Source organism: Corynebacterium riegelii (assembly GCF_001263755.1).
Lineage (GTDB): Bacteria > Actinomycetota > Actinomycetes > Mycobacteriales > Mycobacteriaceae > Corynebacterium > Corynebacterium riegelii.
The window spans coordinates 1,077,781-1,096,460 of record NZ_CP012342.1 but is presented as its reverse complement, the minus strand read 5'-3'; the positions used below and the strand labels follow the sequence as shown (position 1 = coordinate 1,096,460).

18 protein-coding genes are annotated in these 18,680 nt (G+C 60.2%); 8 read left to right on the top strand and 10 right to left on the bottom strand.

Features of this window, described 5'->3' with window-relative positions; translation table 11 throughout:
- Nucleotides 1-156: 156 nt before the first annotated feature.
- The 3 genes from AK829_RS05255 to AK829_RS05245 all read right to left on the bottom strand — a co-directional run bounded on the left by AK829_RS05255 (nt 157) and on the right by AK829_RS05245 (nt 3,406).
- Nucleotides 157-1,647, bottom strand: a complete 1,491-nt coding sequence (locus tag AK829_RS05255; protein WP_052204868.1) for an HNH endonuclease signature motif containing protein — start codon at nt 1,645-1,647, stop codon at nt 157-159.
- 122 nt (nt 1,648-1,769) lie between these two features.
- Nucleotides 1,770-2,276: a hypothetical protein gene (locus AK829_RS05250; RefSeq protein WP_052204866.1), complete on the bottom strand. Its 507-nt coding sequence runs from the start codon at nt 2,274-2,276 to the stop codon at nt 1,770-1,772.
- Complete coding sequence (locus tag AK829_RS05245) at nt 2,276-3,406, bottom strand: hypothetical protein (protein ID WP_157045294.1); 1,131 nt, start codon at nt 3,404-3,406, stop codon at nt 2,276-2,278. Before AK829_RS05245 ends, AK829_RS05250 begins: the two co-directional genes overlap by 1 nt.
- A 128-nt stretch (nt 3,407-3,534) precedes the next feature.
- On the opposite strand from AK829_RS05245, the gene AK829_RS12415 reads away from it, so the two are divergent.
- The gene (locus AK829_RS12415; protein WP_157045293.1) at nt 3,535-3,681 is read left to right on the top strand and encodes a hypothetical protein; all 147 of its coding nucleotides are present in this window, start codon (nt 3,535-3,537) and stop codon (nt 3,679-3,681) included.
- A gap of 63 nt (nt 3,682-3,744) precedes the next feature.
- On the opposite strand, the gene AK829_RS05240 is transcribed toward AK829_RS12415, so the two are convergent.
- Nucleotides 3,745-4,242: a GNAT family N-acetyltransferase gene (locus AK829_RS05240; protein ID WP_052204863.1), complete on the bottom strand. Its 498-nt coding sequence runs from the start codon at nt 4,240-4,242 to the stop codon at nt 3,745-3,747.
- A gap of 62 nt (nt 4,243-4,304) precedes the next feature.
- Between AK829_RS05240 and AK829_RS05235 the strand changes: the two genes are divergently transcribed.
- Nucleotides 4,305-5,078: a MerR family transcriptional regulator gene (locus AK829_RS05235; RefSeq protein ID WP_052206395.1), complete on the top strand. Its 774-nt coding sequence runs from the start codon at nt 4,305-4,307 to the stop codon at nt 5,076-5,078.
- Nucleotides 5,079-5,084: 6 nt separating this feature from the next.
- Here the strand turns inward: AK829_RS05235 and AK829_RS05230 are convergent, their stop codons facing one another.
- Genes AK829_RS05230 through AK829_RS05220 form a run of 3 tightly spaced genes read right to left on the bottom strand, consistent with a single transcriptional unit; the run spans nt 5,085 to nt 8,152 of the window.
- Entirely contained in the window at nt 5,085-5,837 is a 753-nt protein-coding gene (locus tag AK829_RS05230) for an ABC transporter ATP-binding protein (protein ID WP_232305789.1), read from the bottom strand.
- 17 nt (nt 5,838-5,854) lie between these two features.
- Nucleotides 5,855-6,937: a FecCD family ABC transporter permease gene (locus AK829_RS05225; protein WP_083279042.1), complete on the bottom strand. Its 1,083-nt coding sequence runs from the start codon at nt 6,935-6,937 to the stop codon at nt 5,855-5,857.
- A gap of 3 nt (nt 6,938-6,940) precedes the next feature.
- Nucleotides 6,941-8,152, bottom strand: coding sequence for an ABC transporter substrate-binding protein (locus AK829_RS05220; protein ID WP_052204860.1), 1,212 nt, complete (start codon nt 8,150-8,152; stop codon nt 6,941-6,943).
- 70 nt (nt 8,153-8,222) lie between these two features.
- On the opposite strand from AK829_RS05220, the gene AK829_RS05215 reads away from it, so the two are divergent.
- Nucleotides 8,223-8,765, top strand: a complete 543-nt coding sequence (locus AK829_RS05215) for a hypothetical protein (protein WP_052204859.1) — start codon at nt 8,223-8,225, stop codon at nt 8,763-8,765.
- Here AK829_RS05215 and AK829_RS05210 read toward each other — a convergent pair.
- Nucleotides 8,762-9,574, bottom strand: a complete 813-nt coding sequence (locus tag AK829_RS05210; RefSeq protein WP_198147790.1) for a spermidine synthase — start codon at nt 9,572-9,574, stop codon at nt 8,762-8,764. The two genes, AK829_RS05215 and AK829_RS05210, sit on opposite strands and share 4 nt — an antisense overlap.
- A gap of 5 nt (nt 9,575-9,579) precedes the next feature.
- Between AK829_RS05210 and AK829_RS05205 the strand changes: the two genes are divergently transcribed.
- The gene (locus AK829_RS05205) at nt 9,580-10,032 is read left to right on the top strand and encodes a GNAT family N-acetyltransferase (protein WP_083439754.1); all 453 of its coding nucleotides are present in this window, start codon (nt 9,580-9,582) and stop codon (nt 10,030-10,032) included.
- Here AK829_RS05205 and AK829_RS05200 read toward each other — a convergent pair.
- The gene (locus AK829_RS05200; protein ID WP_232305788.1) at nt 10,001-11,386 is read right to left on the bottom strand and encodes an MFS transporter; all 1,386 of its coding nucleotides are present in this window, start codon (nt 11,384-11,386) and stop codon (nt 10,001-10,003) included. The two genes, AK829_RS05205 and AK829_RS05200, sit on opposite strands and share 32 nt — an antisense overlap.
- On the opposite strand from AK829_RS05200, the gene AK829_RS12410 reads away from it, so the two are divergent.
- The gene (locus tag AK829_RS12410) at nt 11,385-11,525 is read left to right on the top strand and encodes a hypothetical protein (protein ID WP_157045292.1); all 141 of its coding nucleotides are present in this window, start codon (nt 11,385-11,387) and stop codon (nt 11,523-11,525) included. The genes AK829_RS05200 and AK829_RS12410 overlap by 2 nt on opposite strands.
- A gap of 7 nt (nt 11,526-11,532) precedes the next feature.
- On the opposite strand, the gene AK829_RS05195 is transcribed toward AK829_RS12410, so the two are convergent.
- Nucleotides 11,533-13,095 (bottom strand): DUF4185 domain-containing protein, encoded by a 1,563-nt coding sequence (locus AK829_RS05195; RefSeq protein ID WP_052204855.1) that lies wholly within the window; start codon nt 13,093-13,095, stop codon nt 11,533-11,535.
- A gap of 165 nt (nt 13,096-13,260) precedes the next feature.
- On the opposite strand from AK829_RS05195, the gene fdnG reads away from it, so the two are divergent.
- The 3 genes from fdnG to nrfD are packed head-to-tail and all read left to right on the top strand — an operon-like array spanning nt 13,261 to nt 18,663.
- A complete protein-coding gene (gene fdnG / locus AK829_RS05185; RefSeq protein ID WP_198147789.1) occupies nt 13,261-16,524 on the top strand; it encodes a formate dehydrogenase-N subunit alpha in 3,264 nt (1,087 codons plus the stop codon).
- A 10-nt stretch (nt 16,525-16,534) separates the two neighbouring features.
- A complete protein-coding gene (locus AK829_RS05180; protein ID WP_052204852.1) occupies nt 16,535-17,566 on the top strand; it encodes a 4Fe-4S dicluster domain-containing protein in 1,032 nt (343 codons plus the stop codon).
- Nucleotides 17,566-18,663, top strand: coding sequence for an NrfD/PsrC family molybdoenzyme membrane anchor subunit (nrfD, locus tag AK829_RS05175; RefSeq protein WP_052204851.1), 1,098 nt, complete (start codon nt 17,566-17,568; stop codon nt 18,661-18,663). The genes AK829_RS05180 and nrfD overlap by 1 nt, the downstream gene beginning before the upstream one ends.
- The last annotated feature ends 17 nt before the right edge of the window (nt 18,664-18,680 follow it).

The window sequence follows — 18,680 nt, the reverse complement described above, 5'->3', positions numbered from 1 at the left end:
CCACGTAACTGTGGCTAATCGCCATCGGATGCGCCCGAGCAGGCGGCAAGACCGCACGCGGTTGCGGCGGCGAGCAGGGCAACGAGACCATGTTTCCGGAGGTTGTTCGGCATGGTTGTCAATATAGATCTGTCAATATAGATCCGTGTCTACAGATCACACTCGGGGATGAAAGGCTGGGTCCGGCATCCCTGTTCGGGCGCAGTCGCACCTTCCCTTTGCCGCATATATTCGGCTGACCGCAGATTGTGTTGCGGGGACGGATTGGTTGAAACGCAGCGGATCACTTGGACGTTTCCGGTACCCTGACCTGCCAGTTTGAGGGTCGAAATCCATGTAACCCTTGTTGAAAGAGCCGTCTCTGTGGTCGTTGTTGCACCTGTGGTGTTCTCGACATAAACCGGTGAGGTTTTCAATGTCGGTTCTGCCGCCTTTGATCCACGCCAGGATGTGGTGCGCTTCGCACTCTGACATTGCGGCGGTGCAGCCGAGCCAGGAACAGACCCCTTGCACGGCAAACATCGCGATGCGTTGTGCAATTGAGGCGATCCTGTTGCTTTGGCCAAGCCACAGGGGGACAGAGGTCACCCCATCTACTTGCAGCACGAAGTCGGTCGTGCCTTCCATACCGAGGCGGACAAGATCGAAGCAATCGACTTCGAGTCCTACGTTGGTGCCGTAAAGCATGACAGCGTCGCCATCCGCGAGGTCATCCAGCGTAACTGCAATGACAACGGACGCCGCACCATTGTGTTCTTCCTGGTACTCCTGCTCGTACTGCCGGAAGATGGCAAAGAACTGGTCGTAGCGACGCTGACGGGGCGTACGCGGGTCAATCTCACCCTGCAGCTCCTTGGGCAGGTTGCTGTTTGGTGCGAGCCCCTGATCCAGGTGTGCCTTGATCAGTGCAGCGTGGCCAGCCGTGGTGTTGATGTGGATATCAACGGTGCCGTCGGCTTTCCTGCGGCCAATCGCAATGCCACGGTTCTCGTGGCCCGCGTTCGGGTTGGAGCGCGGCGCATGCTTCCGGTTCGCCGCCTCGACAGCCTTGCGCACGTAGATACGCAGGTCTTCGGGGGAGCGGGAGAGTGCTTCGCGCATCGCGTCAGCATGAACGCGGGCACGATCGCCGGCTGCGGCCTTGAGAAGCTTGTCCAGCTCGCGGCGGATGATGTCCTGCTTTTCCGCGCTCACCTGGGCGGCGTGCTTGCGCGCGTCGCTCTGCTGTTGGCGCTGCTCCTCTTCCTGCTGCTGGCGACCAGCGCCAGCGTTACCGTCTGCGCCGCTGAAAAGATCTTCCGCATCTTCGTCCGCAGGCGGGGGAGGAGGTGGCGGGGGCTCGGGTGGAGCGAACAGGAGGCGGCCGCGTTGCAGGCGGTTGTAGGCCTCGCCCTTTGAAAGGTCTAGGCACTGTTGGAGGTAGGCGTTGGCGTAGTTTGCTCCCACCATCCGGCCGGCCTGGTCGCGTTCGGCGATGAAGGCAAAAGCTGCGTCGATAGTCGCCTTCTGCTTGAACTGCACTTCGAGCAGCTCCATGTCCTTGTGTATGTCTTCGAATTCCAAGCAGGAGGGGTCTTCGAACAACGCGCTCAGCGTTTCAAGTGCGGTTGTAATCTGTTCCACGCACTGCGCTACTTCCGTGTTCATTATGCCCTCCTTCCTGCTGGAATGTTGCTTAACTACTCGGTTCAAAAACTGTTAAACAACACACTAGCAAGCGAGGTACACACGCCACTCAGGAATGCAAACACATGTTCTAAAAGGTGCCCTTAGCCAGCAAATGTGTACCCGGTGATCTCATCAATCCTCGGGGAGTGGCCGGGCCAGCTTGGATCACCCGGGTAGAAAATCCGGTCAGGATTAAGAAACAGATGAAGCATTCTGCCTTCAAGCAGGGAAAGGTCCGTGTCGTAACCGAAAAGGTCTAGTGCCTCATCTTCGGTGCCGATGGTGATCCACTTTGTTTCGCTCACCTTAGGCGCGCCGCCCTGGATCCCCGAGATCTCGGTGGGGGCAGGTAGTTCCAGGAAGAAATACGTCTCATCCGGGTCGGCGTAAAAGTTACCGACCTCGCGCACAGCAGTGTCGCCATCCATAATGCGCAGGGTGGCAAAAACATCGGGGTGGTCGGCGTTGACGGGGGCGTCGTCAAGCAAAGGCTCCTCAAGCGCAGGCTCCTCAGCCTCCGGCAAATCCGGCAAATCCGGCACCTCAGGCAACTCCGGCACGCACGCGGTCAGCACAAGCCCGAGAAGAACGACACTGAGGCGGCGCATCAGTCCAGCACCTCAACGTTCTTAAAGGACGTAACGCGCAGCGCACCCATCGGCATGCCGGTATCGGTTTGGAAGTGGACCGAGTCCGCAGCCATCGTCAAGCGGACGCGTTTGCCTAGGACCTGCTCCCATTCGGTGCCCCAATCCCGGGGGTATGTGCTGATCTCCCGGCCGCCTAGGGAGATGGTGTCGGTGTCGCGGGTCACTACTTCACCGGAGGCCCGGTAGTCGGTGAAGTCCTGCGACGCGTCCAGCTGGAGCAGGAGGTATTCGCTGTTGGGGTCCTCGTTGTTCGGCATGCCTTCAGGGCGAAGCTCGTAGCCATGCTTCATCACCACGGTGCCCTCAGCCACCGCATCTGGTGCGTCAGCAGGAGCGTTACCACGACGGACCTCGGGCAGTGCCACGGTGAGATCGCCACGTTCAAGCGGGCCGCGGTCCTCGATCGGCGTCCACGTGATTTCAAGATGGAGCGGAAATGCGTACTGAATGTTGAAATCGCGGGAATCTTCTGTTGCCAGGATTTCCGTGCCGTTGACCTCGCACCAGGTCGAGTCGCCATTACCAGTGCCGCTTGAGTGCTCGCTTTGGTACAGACCGTAGCCAAGCTGGGAGGCCTGGATCGTCGCACGGTACCCGCCCGCACCGGAGGCACCGTGGGTCAGGATGCTTGTCGACGCCTCCGCGGTCCCACCATCCCCAACCTGAAACAGCAGCACGCGAGAGAAGTGGTTGTACATTTCATCGACGCCGTCGAAGCTCAAAAGCAGCTCCGGCGTGCCCCCGCCGTTTGCCTCTACAAGGGCGTAGCGGTAGTTGCCATCGGGGGCGTATTCAAGGGCGATGCCGGTGGGGTTGGGCAGGTCAAAGTTGTAACTGCCAGGGTTATCTAGCACTTTGGCGTATTCGGTGCGCCAGTCTGCTTCCTTGGCGCGTGTGTCCTGTTTGCGCGCCGGCGGCTCCTCAGGCTGGCCAGCAACGGTGGTGTACACCTCGCCGGAATCAGGGTCTGCAACTTCGGTGGCGGTAACAACGACGGTGTCGCCGCTGCCGGAGCAGGCGCTGAGCGCAAGAGCGCAGGCAACAAACGGCACGGCAATACGCACGGGAAAACTACGATGCATAGTCATTTAACCTACAACCGAATCGGCCGCAACTGGTGCTGTGGCAACAGCAAAACACTGGAGTGGAATCTCGAGCATTGATTAGCCCGACTGAATCCATAAAATGAAAGTACGTCACTAAAAAAAGGGGGCTGATGGCTACCAATATCCCAAAAACGATCGCGGAATACTCCAAGCTCACTCGGAGTGAGGAGAGCTTTGTAGACAAGCTATTGATGAATGATCCGGCTGATGTTGAGGTTGCGCCTTTGAACATTGGACTTCAGCCGGTGAACACTTGATATATCTCCCAAATCAGCGGGGATAGGGGCAAAACCGGGCAAACCGATGTCGTCTTTCCGCCACTAGGAACACCGGTACACCTCGTAGTCATCAGGAACTCCTGCACCGGGGACGTGCTGAAGTCCCAGCTTCAAAGCCAAACCAATTGACGCCTCATTCGTAGGGTCAATGATGGCAACCACGGGCAACTCAGGGAACCGCTCACGGGCGCTTGCCAGGGCCGCGGCTGCAGCTTCCTTGGCATAGCCTTTGCCTTGGGATTTAGGGGCGAAGCGGTAGTAGAGGTTGAGCACGTCCTCGCCAGCCTCCTGGCTATGGCGCAGGCCCGTAAAGCCAATGGTTTCGCCATCGAGGGTGGACACCACGTAGTAGCCCAGCTGCTTCTCACGCCAATTTTCTTGCCACGCATGCGCCAGCTCCTCGGCTTCCTGCCTGGTTTTCATGGCCAGATCGGGGCGGTGCTCGTAGGTACGCGCATCCGAGTGGATGGCAAAGATGGCGTCAACATCGGCGTCCGTGGGTACGGACAATACAAGGCGCGGGGTGCGAAGTGAGTGCATGCCGATCCATGCTACGCGCAATATTTGACCTTGCCCCTACGGCAACCTGTTCAATCAACATCATGGTTGATGGAAACGAATACACGGTTGGTCAGGCTGCGGACATCCTGGGTGTGAGCGCGAAGGCGCTGCGCCACTGGGAGTCGATGGGCCTGCTTATCCCGGAGCGCACCACGGCGGATTACCGCATCTACACGGACGTTGAGATGGAGCGCGGCGCGGCGATCGCGCTGTACCGCGGGGTCGGCGTGCCGCTTGCCCAGATTGGTGAGCTGCTCGACGCCTCCCCGGATGCCCTTGCGGCCGCCTTGGAGCACCACCGTAGGGCTCTTGCTTATCGACGCCGCACGCTCACCCAACAACTCTCCACCATCAACCAACTGATCAACGATATGAAGAAAGGCAACATAGATATGGACGCAATGAAGAAGTACCTGGGTGAAGACATGCCCGCGTACCAGGCAGAGGCACAGGAGCGCTGGGGCGATACCCCGGAGTGGGCGCAGTCCCAGGAGAAACTCGCGCAGATGGGGGAAGGTGATTTCGCGCGCCTCCAAGAGGAACAGGAAGCGTTGGCTGCTGATCTCGTAGCCGCCCGCGATGCAGGCGTGGCACCGGGGTCTGAGGAAGCCGCGGCGTTGGTTACACGCCACAGAAAAAGCATTGGGCAGTGGTATGAAGTCACGCCTGCGCGCCAGCTGATTCTGGCGCGGATGTATGTGGGCGATGCCCGGTTCCACAGGGCTTACGCCGGCGCCCAGGACTACCTGCTGCAGCTTGTTGAGGCCGCGGCTGCCGAAGCTGGCGTGGATGTGGATAACCCTCAGTGGGGATAAGGGAATTTATACGGGGCAGATGACGGGGACGTCGGCGTCGTAAAGAATGCGAGCGTCGATGTCGTAGACCTCATGGAGCAGTTCCGGGGTGAGTACCGTTTTGGGCTTGTCGTGCGCGATGGCGCGGCCGCCTTTAATCACCAGCAGCTCGTCACAAAAACGGGCTGCCAAGTTGAGATCGTGGATGGCCACCACGGCCAGGCGGTCGGTGCCGCGCACCTCCTCGCGCACAATCTCCAGCAGGTGTACTTGGTGGTGGATGTCAAGGGCGGAAGTCGGCTCGTCCAGAAGCAAAATGTTCGGGTGGCGCACCAGCATCTGCGCAACGCCAACCAGCTGGCGCTGGCCGCCGGACATTTCGGAGATCAGCCGGTCTGACAGGTAGGTAATGCCAAGGCGTTCCAGGGTGTCAGCTGTTGCGCTTATTGGATCCCAGTCTTCCACTTCGCTCCGGCGGGCGGAGACCATCACTGACTCGAAGGTGGTCAGGGACGCGGTTGCCAGCAGGTCCTGAGGCACGTATCCGATGGCCTGGGTTCGCTCTCTGCCCTCTACAACTTTGCTGCCCACGGTGACGGAGCAAGTGCCTGATTGTGGACGCTTAATCCCCGCAATCGTTTTAACCAGCGTCGACTTGCCCGCCGCATTCGGGCCGATAAGCCCGATGACCTTGCCCGTTTCGAGCGGGCCGAAATCCATATTGTGCAGGATGGTTGTCCGGCCGTATCCGACAGTGAGCGCTCGCGCGGTAATTGTCACGCAACTTGTCATAGTGGTTATCTCCTGCCCTTTGTGCGAGTAAAGATGAGGAACACGAAAAACGGCACGCCAACCAGGGCCGTGATGATGCCGATCGGGATTGCCAAACCAGGGATGATGGACAGGGAAACGGCATAGGCCAAGCTGAGCAGCATTGCCCCTGCGGCAGCAGAACCTGGCAGGAAGTACTTCTGGTCCTCACCAACCAGCATGCGGGCCACATGAGGCCCAACCAACCCGATGAATCCGATGATGCCGGTAAACGCCACGGATGCAGCGGCCAAGAGTGAAGCGACGATGAGGGTGGTGAGGCGGAGGCGCTTGACGTCGATGCCGAGGGCGGCCGCGCGGTCGTCGCCAAGCCGAAGCGCCGTTAAACGCCAAGAGTTAGCCACACAGTAGGGAACTGCAGCAGCCAGCACCACAGCAAGGATCGTGTTCGAGGTCCAGGTAGCGCGCTGCATTGAGCCCATGGTCCAGAACACGATCTGCTGCAAGGCCTCGATGTTGGCACCGTACTGCAAAAGGGACAACAGTGCCTGGAAGAAAAACGACAACGCAATGCCGAGCAGGATCATGGATTCTGCGGTGGCACCACGCCACACCGATGCCACGGCGACAATTGCTACAGCAAGCAGCGCGGATACGGCGGCGGTTAGCGCCAGGTTGAACTGGGGGTTCGCAATCACCGTCCACCCCATCACGATGGACAATGCCGCACCGAAAGCAGCGGCAGCCGAAATGCCAAGCGTGAAAGGCTCGGCCAACGGGTTATCCAGAATCGTCTGCATCTTCCCACCGGCCAACCCGAGTGCTGCGCCGCACAGGACCGCCATTACCGCGGCGGGCAGGCGAAGCGTACGAATGACTACACGCGTCTGCTCATCTACATGATCCGGGCGAAATACTGCCAGAAACACATCAGCGATGGAGATGTTGAGGGGACCGACAATGATGGCAAACAGGAAGCTCGCAAAAACCGCGACGACTAGACCAGCAATAGCGAACGCTTTGTTACGTCCGCGTTTGCGGTAACTGTCAATCGCGGCCTGGCGGGCATCCACTGCCTTTATCTGCGGCGTAGATACCTGGGTAGTCACGGGTTATGCCTTCTCCGGGTGAGCCGGGTCGAGGAAGAACACGCCGCTGTAAGGAATCGGTAGCCAGTCCTTGTGGAATTGCTTGAATTCCTCCGTTGGGTTGTAGTTAGCGAATTCTTCCGGGTGAATCCATGCAGCAAAAGCTTCGAGCGCGAATACGTTGAAGGGGTTGTCGTAGAACTGGTGGTACACGGCGAAGAAGTTGCCGTCCTTCGGTGCCTGCAGCAGTTCAAAACCTGGCTTGTTCAGCGGGCCCTGTGACGTTTCCAACGCTAGTTCCGGGGTGGACTGGTAGCCCAGCTCTACGTGGCGGAACGTGTCAGTCTTGTTGGGGTCCCTGGCCCACTCGCCACCGGTGACAATGATCTTGTCAGGGTCAAGCTCAATGAGTTTTTCCGGAGTGATGGTCTTCGTCTCTGGGCCGAGGACATCCGGCCCGAGGTTGTGTCCACCTGCTGCGGTAACCAACGTGCCCAGGTGGACATTACCTGCGACGGCGCAGCACTCGTTGTAACCCGCAGCGGTCCACAGCAGCACGTTCGGGCGCTCTGTAGTTTTTGCAACGCGGTCAGTGATCTCTTTGACCTTTGCGTTGTAGAACTCGTTGTACTTTTCTGCGCGTTCGCTCTGGCCCAGCAGGTCTCCCAGGAGCTTCATAGATACTGTGGTGTTTTCCAAGGGCTTTTGGCGGAAATCGATGAACGCGTAGGTGATGCCAGCGGCATCCATGTCGGAGATGAATCCGCTTTCCTCAACGGCCTTCTTCTGATCCAGGGTCATAATGACCACATCTGGGTTCTGCGCCAGCAGGTTTTCTACGGTGACATCGCCCTTGTGAACAGAGCCGATCACCGGCATCTTTTCCACCTCTGGGTCGAGTTCGATGAGCTTGTCGCGGAATGCGCCAGCATTTTTCACCAGGTCCTGGCCGTATGCGGCGATGTTGTGCAGCGGATCTTCCTGCAACAGGGCAGTGGCGAAGGCGGCGCGGCCTTCGGCGAGCACAATGCGCTCCGGCAGTTCATCGAATTTCAGTGTGCGGCCGGCGGCGTCCGTGACGGTGATTGCGGTCGTAGCGCTGCGCTCCACTGACGAGGATGTCGCAGGTGCTGTAGATGACGAAGCAGACGAGGTTTCGGAGCTTGAGCAAGCCGCAAGGCTCAGCGCGGTGCACGCTGCGATAGCAAACGCGCCGAGTTTGGTGGAGAGTTTCACAACACAACCTTTCCAAGGTAGGTAAGCCTAAGTTAAGGGTCGATACAGAACGTAAGGTAAGGCTCACCTAATGTCAAGAAGGGGTAGTTGGGATCCCCAAGGCTTCGCTACCCTTGGCCTCGTGTCACCCGAAAACATCCTGCTGCGCTTGTCAGATGAAGACGAGCAGACTGTGCGCGCGATCTACGCGGAGCTTGCACGGCGGGGGTTTCCCAAGCAGCGCCAGCGTCCACACGTGTCCATCACATTCGCGCCCACTATGCAGCGCCAGGTGATCGGGGAGGCTGCTGTGCTCTTGCCGCCGCTGCTTCCGGCTTCTTTGCGACGCGTCGGGGTCGCCATTTTCGGCACCAAATCCAAGCAAACGGTGACATGGCTCCTGGAAGCGCCGGAACCGCTTGAGCGTGCGGCGCGCGCCATCAGCGCGATGAACCCAGAAGGGCGCGGCGAGCGTTGGATTCCGCACCTGACCATGGGGCTGCGTCTGCCCAAAGCGATCGTGCCGGACTACATCGCAGCACTAGCGGAGGTCACCTCGACACACTTCAACGACATCACCGCCCAGCGCGCCGTGTTCTACCAGCCGAGCCTGGGCACGGAGTTTGAGTTTTAAGGGGTTGCGCGCCGGGGGTGGGGTTGGTCGTGGTGGGGGTTGACGTGGGCGTCGATAAGCAAACTGCCCTCTTTGGATGGAACCTCACCACGGAACTCCAAGGGAGTATCTGAGGCCGCAACCACCACGTTGCCGTAGGCGCGACCGGCGAGGACCTCGGGCGTGGCGGCGGCCATGGTGTGTGCGAAAACGTCGGCGAGCCCGGCAAGCTCAGTGCGGGTGTTCGGCAGTCCCGCACGATCACCGATGTTGGCCACGAACAACCCGCCGGGCCGAAGCGCGCGATGCGCCGCACGGAAGAACTCCACCGTGGTCAACGGGCGAGGGGTATCCGGGCCAGCAAACACATCGCGAACGATCACATCCACCGAAGCCAGCGCAAGAGCATGCGTAAACGCGCGGGCCTCGGCCACCACGATCTCCACCTGCGGGTCGAACGCGTTTCGCACAACGCGAGCCAAACCCCGGTCCAGCTCAACGGCAATATTGCGGCTATCCCAACGGTGGTTGACGTAACTCGGCAGCGCGCACCCGGCCGCACCCAGATGGACTGCGGTAAACGGCTCCGGCAACTCGGCGCCAGCGATGAAACCCGCAGCCCATTGCATGTAGTCATACTCCAGCACCTCCGGCGCGCCGGGCACAACGTAAGAGGAGGGCACACGGTTGACCTCAAGAATGTAGCCGCCGTCGCGCGCAGGGTCCGCGACGATGGCGGCGTGACCAGTGTCAATTGGGTAGGTGCCGGTGATTCGGCGCTTGGGGGAGCGTGGCTTTCGTCGACTTGTGCCGCTGCCCGTTACACTCATGCTTCATGCATACACTGCGCGAGGCGACACCGGCGGATAGGGATCAGGTTTGTGAGGTGTGGGATGTCTCCGGCATCACCAACCGTTGGAACAACCCGCCGGTAGATTTTGATCTGGCTATGGCCACCCCCACCAGCACCATCTTCGTTGCGGAAGCCGACGGGGTTATTGACGGCGTAATCATGCCCGGTTTTGACGGCCACCGCGGCTGGCTGCACATGGTTGGGGTTCGCCCGGAAGTGCAGGGAAGCGGCATTGGGCGGATGCTTGTTAACGCCGCCGTGAAGTACCTCGCCGACCTAGGCACCCCAGCTATCCACCTGATGGTCATGCCGACGAACACCCAGGCCGTGAAGTTCTGGGAGCACTACGGATTTGAACGCATTGATCCGCCGGTGTGGAACCTGAACCCGGATACGTTTGCTGCTACTGCGCAGTCCAAGACTCCGTCCGTTTAAAGCAGCACGCCACCAACACACCGAGCGCGATGACGGCGCAGGGCAGCCAGATGGATGTACTCATGGCATCTGCAAACGGCTGGTGCAGCGGCGGCGGCAGCGTGCCACTCATCTGCGCAGCCGTGCCGCTGCCTTCGGCGCCACCGCCAAGCCTGCGCGTGAGCTGTGACGTCATCATGGCAGCGATGGCTGCAGAGCCGATCACGGCACCGATCTGGCGTGTGGTGTTGTAGACGCTGGAACCGGCACCCGCCAGCGTGCGTTCCAGGTTGCGGGTGGCCACCATGGACAGCGGGCCCCACATCATGGAGTTGGCCACGCCGTAGAGCGCGGCGATGGCGTACATCCAGCGCGAATCTACCTCAGGAGTAGTGATCAGTGCTGATATCGCCATAGATAGTGCCGCGAGCGATAGACCGGCAATGGCAAAAGGCTTCGGGTCGTGTGTGTTGGTGAGCCTGCCAATGAACGGTGCCAATAGGCCAGAGACCACACCAGAAGGCAGGACCAGCAGCGCGGCCTGCGTGGGCGTAAAACCTTTGACGTTTTGTACGTAGATCATCCACGGGATGATGTAGGTGGAAACGGCAAACCCAACGGTGGCAATGGTGACGTTGGCCAAGGTGAAGTTGCGGTCATTGAACAGCCGCAAGGGGACTAGCGCACTATCCCCAAGCGTCCGCTGCTTCTGCACAAACAGCGTCAGCAGCACAGCCGCGGCGATAAGCAGCGCCCAGACCCGCCAGTCCCAGTTGAAGTGCTCCGCCTCCTGAATGCCAAATACTAGGCAGAACATGCCCGTGGCGCTTAAAACAACGCCGATCCAGTCAAACGTGCGGTTCGTCTGCTCCAGCTTGGGCACGTAGATAAGCGCCAAGATGATGCCGATAATGCCAATGGGCACGTTGACGTTGAAGATCCAGGGCCAGCCGCCGGCGTCTACAAGCACGCCGCCTAGCAACGGTCCCATAACAGTGGCAAGGCCAGCGGTTGCGCCCCACACTCCCATAGCACCGCCACGCTGGGTGGGGGTAAACGTGCGGATCATCACCGACATGGTTTGCGGCGTGACCATCGCCCCGCCGAGTCCTTGGAATGCGCGCGCCGCGATCAGTGCTGCGGAGGTACTAGCCAAGCCGCAGGCAAGCGACGAAACAGTAAACAACGCCAGCCCGAGGATGTAGATGTTTCGTGGTCCGAACCGGTCGCCGAGGCGCCCAGTGATCAAAAGCGGCACAGCGTACGCAAGGAGGTAGGCGCTATTGACCCAGATGACCTCGTTGTAGCTGGCGCCAAGATCCTCAGTAATCGCCGGGATTGCAACGGAGACGATGGTGGAATCCACCAAGATCATGAAAAAGCCCAGCATCATTGCCCAAAGCGCGGGCCATGGCGAGCTCTGCTGGGGCGAAGGTGGGGTTGTGGGCTTCATCGCTGTGACTTTACGCCACATCCCCCACACGCCCGCGGAGATGGGCATCTCCGCAGGCTAAGGGTGCGTTAGAACGGCAGCACGTCCTGGATCTGTGCCGGCAGCAGCGTGCGCAGCATCGGCCACGAGAACACCGCGAGCGCCCCGATGGAGGCAATGATGCCAATAACAATCACTGCGGTTTGCAGGGAATCCGAGGACGTTGGAACCGGAAGCGTCGGCTCCGGCAATGCGGGGCGGATCGTCTTTTCCGGGAACTCCGTGCGCGGCGCGATGGATTCAAACGGCTGGCCGCTTTCATCGACCAGGTTTGGGTAGAAGGTTTCCAGACCGCGGACGTTGAACTGGGTTGCCATATAACGGGTGCCACCCGGGTTATGCCACTGGGAGACGATGATGTCCATGTCATTGATGCTGGAACCCGGCACGATGTAGCCGCCGTAGGGCTGAGACCAGTTGTTCGGCGTCTGCTGGTTAGACCAAGGCCCATTCTTCGCGATAGCGACGGCGGGGACGTTGTTCCAATCAACGTCAATATCCTTGGAAATGCGCACCTCTACCTGCAGCGTCGTCTCGTTGAAAAGCACGAGTACCCAGTTGCCGTCGATGTAACGCAAGTTCATCTCGCCGGCATTGACCACGCGCCCCTCGGTGTCATGATCCAGGATGGCGGTGCCAGAGCCGTCGGTGCCGTACCAGTTGCCGTCGTTAAGATTGAGCATCTTCCAGGCGTTGCGGTCGGTCAGCTTCTCCGGCTTAACGCGGAACAGGTACATGGGTGCGACGTTTGTTTTATCGCGATCAAACGTGGTGGTGACGATGTAGACGTAGCCATCCAGACCCATCTCCCACGACAGCATCTCGTCCATGCCGCGTTGGCTTCCTCGATGCTTCATGGCGGAGTAGTAGTGGCTAACAGACTCCCAGGTCTGGCCCTGGTCCGTAGACTTCCAAAACTCGGAGTACTGCGTCTTGTGCAGCCCGCGATTCCACATCGCTTGCAGGTACAGCGTGCCGTCGATATTGATGATGTCGGAGGGGATGAGTGTGAGGTCCCCGTCGCGAAGGTAGCCAATCGTCTGCTTGACGCGCTCGCCCTTGTTCAGCGGGCGCTGAATATCCACGTAGTCATTCTCGTCGCGCTTGGCCACGACACCGACAGGGCTCATCCACTCGCCCCGGCCAACAGTATCGCCCCTAAACGAGTCACCGAAGATCATGGCGAACTCGCCCTCATCATTAATCGGAGCCATGACGCCTAAGTCACCCGAGCGGAAACCCACGTGCTGCGAGTAGGGGCCCAGGATGTCACCGAGCACCTGGACCGTGACGTTCGGTTGCACCTTGCTTGGCGACGCGACGCCCTGCGGGTCTGCGTTGCGGGCAAAAGGATTGGCAAAGTAATCCAGCGTCTCGCCATCGTCCGCGGCGTCTGTCTCCTCACGCTCTTCCGGGGCAGCAGTATCACGAGGATCACGAGGATCACTTTGAACCGGAACCTCAGGTTTTAACGTTTCGTGCTCAGCGGCCACCTCCTGGGCCTGAGCGTGAGGCGCAGTGGTTGCGGCCAGGGTGAGCGCGGAGATGGTTGCTGCGCTCACGAGGGCGCGGGAAGAGGCGTTGCGGAACATGAAACCCGATTTCTTGACAGCGAAATTCGATACAACTTGCAAGGATCTTGCAAGGATTCTGACTCTAACAAACACATAACTAAAAGGCGCGCGGAAACTGTCCGGAACTATCCAGTGTTTTGAAGCGTGCGAGGTGCTGTGCCGTTATGCGCTAGGGTATGAGGCATGTCTCGAATCAGTCCTCTCAACTGGCCGGTTGTGCGCCAGCTACGCGGCGGTGACCTCTTCGCCCGCGGTGAGAACACTGAGTCTCGCCGCACGAAGGAAATGGAAGGGCGCACCATCGACGCTGACCGTGTGGTCAAAAGCGTGTGCCCGTACTGCGCTGTCGGTTGCGGCCAGAACGTCTATGTCAAAGATGGCAAGGTCATCCAGATTGAGGGTGACCCTGATTCCCCGCACTCTCGCGGGCGTCTGTGCCCGAAAGGTGCTGCCTCCGAGCAGCTAGTCAACGCCCCCAACCGTCTGACTGAGGTGCTCTACCGTGCGCCGAAGGCAACGGAGTGGCAAACGCTTGACCGTGAAACCGCGCTGGAGATGATTGCGGATCGCTTCATGGAGGCCCGCAAGAACGGCTGGCAGGACACGGACGAGCACGGCAACCCGGTTCGCCGCACCATGGGCATCGCTGGTCTTGGCGGTGCGGCCATGGACAACGAGGAAAACTACCTGATTAAGAAACTCTGGACTGCCTCTGGCGCGGTGCAGATTGAAAATCAGGCCCGTATATGACACTCCTCCACGGTTCCCAGTTTGGGATCCTCGTTTGGCCGTGGCGGCGCGACCCAGCCGCTGCAGGATATGGCGAATGCGGACTGCATTGTCATTCAAGGGTCGAATATGGCCGAAGCACACCCGGTGGGCTTCCAGTGGGTGATTGAAGCCAAGAATCGTGGCGCGCGGATTATTCACGTGGACCCGAGGTTCACGCGAACGTCCGCAATCGCCCACAAGCACATCCCGATCCGAGGTGGCTCGGATGTGGTGCTGCTTGGCGCGGTGATTAAGTACGTGCTGGACAATGAGCTCTACTTTGAGGATTTTGTCAAGGCATTTACCAATGCCTCTGTGATCATCAATGAGGACTTCCAGGACACGGAAGACCTTGAGGGCATCTTCTCTGGCTATGACTCGCAGACGGGTAAGTACGACAACTCCACGTGGCAGCCGAAGCCAGCTTGGGATGCGCAAGTGTCCTGGGATGTGGAGAAGGACGAGACGCTGCAGGACCCGAATTGTGTGTTCCAGATCCTGAAGCGCCACTACTCCCGCTACACCCCGGAGATGGTGGAGAAGTCCTGCGGTATTTCGCAGGAAGACTTCTACTACCTGGCTAACTCCATTGCGGAGAACTCCGGCCGTGAGCGCACGACGTGCTTTGCCTACGCGCTGGGTTGGACGCAGCACACCATGGGTGCCCAGTTCATCCGTACCTGTGCGATCCTGCAGCTGCTCATGGGCAACGTGGGCCGCCCAGGCTCCGGCATCATGGCGCTGCGTGGTCACGCCTCGATCCAGGGTTCGACTGACGTGCCTACGTTGTTCCACCTGCTTCCTGGCTACCTGCCGATGCCGCAGGCGGAGGTGCAGACGTGGGACCAGTACCTCGATGCTGTGGCCATGGCCGACCAGAAGGGTTTCTGGCAGAAGCGGGATGATTACTCGGTCTCCTTGATGAAGGCTTACTGGGGCGACGCCGCCACGGAAGACAACAACTGGGGCATGGACCTTATGCCGCGCCTTACCGGTGCGCACTCGACCTACCACACGCTGCAGCTGATGATGCAGGGACAGGTTGATGGCTACTTCGTGTTCGGTCAGAACCCGGCGGTGGCGCAGTCCAACGGCTACATGCAGCGCATGGCACTGTCCAAGCTGAAGTGGCTGGTGGTACGCGATTTCCAGGAGATTGAGACGGCAACGTTCTGGAAGGATTCCCCAGAGGTTGCATCCGGCGCGTTGGTGACTGAGGAGATTGACACTGAGGTCTTCTTACTGCCTGCCGCGAACCACGTGGAGAAGGCCGGTACGTTTACCCAGACGCAGCGTCTGCTGCAGTGGCGCTTCCAGGCGAAGCAGCCACCAGGGGATGCGGATAGTGACCTGCAGTTCTTCTACGAGCTGGGTCTGCGTCTGAAGGAGCGGGTGAAGGATTCCACTGACCCGCGTGACCTTCCGCTGCAGTCCATTACCTGGGACTATGACCTGGATGAGCACGGTGAGATCGATGCAGAGTCTGTGCTGCGTGAGATCAACGGCTACTTCCTCGAAGGTCCGCGCAAGGGACAGCTGGTGGATAGCTTTGCTGACCTGAAGGCGGACGGCACCACCTCGTCTGGCTGCTGGATTTACTCCGGCGTGTTTGCAGGCGGCGTGAACCGTTCCGCAAACAAGCGCCCTGGTTCCGAGCAGGATGAGATGGCGCTTGACTGGGGCTGGGCGTGGCCGCTGAACCGCCGCGTGCTGTACAACCGTGCGTCCGCTGATGCGGATGGCAAGCCGTGGTCTGAGCGTAAGAAGCTGGTCTGGTGGAATGAGGACGCTGAGCGTTGGGAGTCGCCGGATGTGGTGGACTTCCCGGTGAACAAGGCGCCGGATTACAAGCCGGATCGTGACACTGTGGGCCCGGATGCGTTGGCGGGTGATGATCCGTTCATCATGCAGCCGGACGGCAAGGGTTGGCTCTTTGCCCCGCGTGGCATGGTCGACGGCCCGATGCCGACGCACTATGAGCCGCAGGAGTCGCCGTTCCCGAACTTCCTGTACAAGCAGCAGCAGTCGCCGTCGCGAATTGTCATGCGCGGTCCGAACAACCTGTCTGCGCCGAACTTCGGCGAGGAAGGCACGGAGGTCTACCCGTACATCCTGAACACCTACCGTTTGACGGAGATGTATACCTCGGGTGCGATGACGCGAACGCTGCCATTCTTGGCGGAGCTGCAGCCAGAGCTGTTCTGCGAGGTTTCCCCGCAGCTGGCCGAGAAGGTTGGTTTGGAAAACGGTGGCTGGGCAACCTTGATTTCGCCGCGTGGCGCAATCGAGTCCCGCGTGCTGGTCACGGACCGCATTCAGTCCCTGACCATTGGGGAGCAGCAGTACGAACAGATCGGCATGCCGTTCCACTACGGCAAAGGCAAGTACGCCGAGGTCAGCGGTGACGGGCCAAATGACCTGCTTGGCATCATGCTGGATCCAAACGTGAACATTCAGGCGTCCAAGGTGTCCGCGGTGGATATCCGCCCGGGCCGCCGCCCACGCGGTGCTGAACGCGATGCGCTGGTGCGTGAGTACCAGAAACGTGCTGGCCTGACGGAGAACACTGGCTCCAAGCTGGGCTCGCATGACGCAACCGCGTCGCCGGGCTTGGATGATGAGGACACGGCGGAAGTGGACAACACGAAGCGCAACATGGCGGAGAGGGAAGGCTAGGTACACGCCGATGGCGAAGACGAACAGCATTACCGAAGCGCCACAGCACGTTGGCTATGACCGTGCCGCGCGCAAGGCGTTCTTTACGGATACCTCGATTTGTATTGGCTGCAAGGCCTGCGAGGTGGCCTGTAAAGAGTGGAACCGTAACCCGCAGGACGGCTACGAGTTGTCGGGTAACTCTTACGACAACACCGGCTCGCTCGGTGCGGATACGTGGCGCCACGTGGCGTTTATTGAGCAGAGCGAGGAACAGATCACCAAAGCCCGCGAAGAGGGCGCGAAGTTGGTCTCGCTGGGTATGCCGAGCGTTGGGGCAGGCGGCAACGCTGAAACCACGCAACCCACGCAACCCGCACAGCCTGCGCAGTCTGTTACCCCGGGTGATACACCGGATTTCCGTTGGCTCATGTCCTCTGATGTGTGCAAGCACTGCACCAACGCGGGCTGCCTTGACGTGTGCCCGACAGGTGCGCTGTTTCGCACGGAGCACGGCACTGTGGTAGTGCAGGATGACGTGTGCAACGGTTGCGGCACCTGCGTGGCAGGCTGCCCGTTCGGCGTGATCGAGCGCCGTGAAGACGGCGGCGTGTCCAAGCGCGACGATCGCACGAAGCGTGGAGCAGACTTCACTGTTGGCGAGGTCGCTCCAATCAAGAACATCGGCGTGGCACAGAAATGCACGATGTGCTTTGACCGTCAGACGATCGGGGAGGGCCCGGCGTGCGCCAAGACGTGCCCGACCACGTCGATTAAGTACGGCTCCTACGACGAGATGCTGGCAACCGCCCGGGCACGCGTGAAGGAGTTACACGCCCAGGGCATGACGGAAGCGCGTCTGTATGGCGCCAACAGCGAGGACGGAGTTGGCGGTACAGGCTCAATCTTCTTGCTTTTGGACGCCCCAGAGGTCTACGGCCTGCCGCCAGACCCCCAGGTGCCAACCGCTAACTTGCCCACGATGGCCAAGCGTGCCGTGTTCGCAGCAGCCGGTCTGATTGGTGCGGTTGCGGGTGCATTTGTGATTGGAGGACGCAGCTAATGGCAGAGTTTGATGGCTACCGGCCACCGGAGGAGCCGCGCGGCCCGAGGCGTAACAAAACCGGCGGCGGTGCAAAGCCGCAGGGCAAGAAGCGGCGCCGTGGTGAAGAACTCATGGTGCCGAAAGCGGACTTCACGCAGTATGACTCGTACTACGGCAAGCCAATTGTGAAGTTCCCGCCGTGGGAGTGGCCAATTGCCGGATACTTTTTCCTCGGCGGTGTAGCGGGCGGGTCGGCGCTTCTGGCTGTTGGCGCAGGGCTGACCGGCAACCGTGAGCTGCAGCGCAACACCAGACTGACCACGTTCGCGGCTGCGGGTTTGGGTTCGAGCTTTCTGATTCTGGACTTGGGTCGCCCGGAGCGCATGCTCAACATGTTCCGCGTGTTCAAGTTGTCCTCGCCGATGAGTGTGGGCTCGTGGATTCTGGGCGCCTTCGGTTCCACCTCTGCGGTGCCTGCGATAGTTGAAATGGACAAGCTCACGGGTGAACGTTTGCCGTTGCCTGATTTCGCCCGTAGCTTCCTCCACTGGGCAGCCACGCCGGCAGGTGTGGCAACCGGCGTGCTCGGCGCACCACTCGCTGCGTACACCGCGGTGCTGTTGGGCAACACGTCGGTGCCGCTGTGGCAAGACGCGCACAAGGAACTGCCAGCGCTGTTTGTGTCTTCGGCGGCGGCTGCCTCCGCAGGTGCGGCGCTGGTGACCACGTCCACCAGGAACAACGGTCCGGCTCGTGTACTGGGTGCCGTTGGCGCCGCGGCGGACATCCTGGCCTCCAAGAACATGGAGCGTAACCTGCACGCGCCACTGGAGGAGACGATGCACCAGGGCAAGGCCGGCAAGCTGCTCAAGGCGGCGGAGGCCTGCGTTATCGCAGGTGGCCTCGGCGCTCTGGTGGGTGGCCGCAACCGTGTCATCGCAGCGCTTTCGGGTGCGGCACTTATGGCCGGTTCCTGCCTAACCCGCTTCGGCATCGTCCAAGCGGGACGTCAGTCCACCGAAGACCCGAAGTATGTGGTGGAACCCCAACGCGCCCGCCTTAAGGAGCGCCAGGCCGCAGGTCAGGTGGGGGACTCCATCACCACAGCGCGCTAGAATATAGCGCGCTAAAA

What these genes read in the sequence shown, in the direction of transcription:
- AK829_RS05215 (WP_052204859.1), top strand. Translation starts at nt 8,223, where the DNA reads ATGTCAAGAAGGGGTAGTTGGGATCCCCAAGGCTTCGCTACCCTTGGC.
- AK829_RS05235 (WP_052206395.1), top strand. Translation starts at nt 4,305, where the DNA reads ATGGTTGATGGAAACGAATACACGGTTGGTCAGGCTGCGGACATCCTG.
- AK829_RS12415 (WP_157045293.1), top strand. Translation starts at nt 3,535, where the DNA reads ATGGCTACCAATATCCCAAAAACGATCGCGGAATACTCCAAGCTCACT.
- AK829_RS05180 (WP_052204852.1), top strand. Translation starts at nt 16,535, where the DNA reads ATGGCGAAGACGAACAGCATTACCGAAGCGCCACAGCACGTTGGCTAT.
- nrfD (WP_052204851.1), top strand. Translation starts at nt 17,566, where the DNA reads ATGGCAGAGTTTGATGGCTACCGGCCACCGGAGGAGCCGCGCGGCCCG.
- AK829_RS05210 (WP_198147790.1), bottom strand. Translation starts at nt 9,574, where the DNA reads ATGAGTGTAACGGGCAGCGGCACAAGTCGACGAAAGCCACGCTCCCCC.
- AK829_RS05245 (WP_157045294.1), bottom strand. Translation starts at nt 3,406, where the DNA reads ATGACTATGCATCGTAGTTTTCCCGTGCGTATTGCCGTGCCGTTTGTT.
- AK829_RS05255 (WP_052204868.1), bottom strand. Translation starts at nt 1,647, where the DNA reads ATGAACACGGAAGTAGCGCAGTGCGTGGAACAGATTACAACCGCACTT.
- AK829_RS05250 (WP_052204866.1), bottom strand. Translation starts at nt 2,276, where the DNA reads ATGCGCCGCCTCAGTGTCGTTCTTCTCGGGCTTGTGCTGACCGCGTGC.
- AK829_RS05195 (WP_052204855.1), bottom strand. Translation starts at nt 13,095, where the DNA reads ATGTTCCGCAACGCCTCTTCCCGCGCCCTCGTGAGCGCAGCAACCATC.
- AK829_RS05205 (WP_083439754.1), top strand. Translation starts at nt 9,580, where the DNA reads ATGCATACACTGCGCGAGGCGACACCGGCGGATAGGGATCAGGTTTGT.
- AK829_RS05240 (WP_052204863.1), bottom strand. Translation starts at nt 4,242, where the DNA reads ATGCACTCACTTCGCACCCCGCGCCTTGTATTGTCCGTACCCACGGAC.
- AK829_RS05200 (WP_232305788.1), bottom strand. Translation starts at nt 11,386, where the DNA reads ATGATCTTGGTGGATTCCACCATCGTCTCCGTTGCAATCCCGGCGATT.
- AK829_RS12410 (WP_157045292.1), top strand. Translation starts at nt 11,385, where the DNA reads ATGAAAAAGCCCAGCATCATTGCCCAAAGCGCGGGCCATGGCGAGCTC.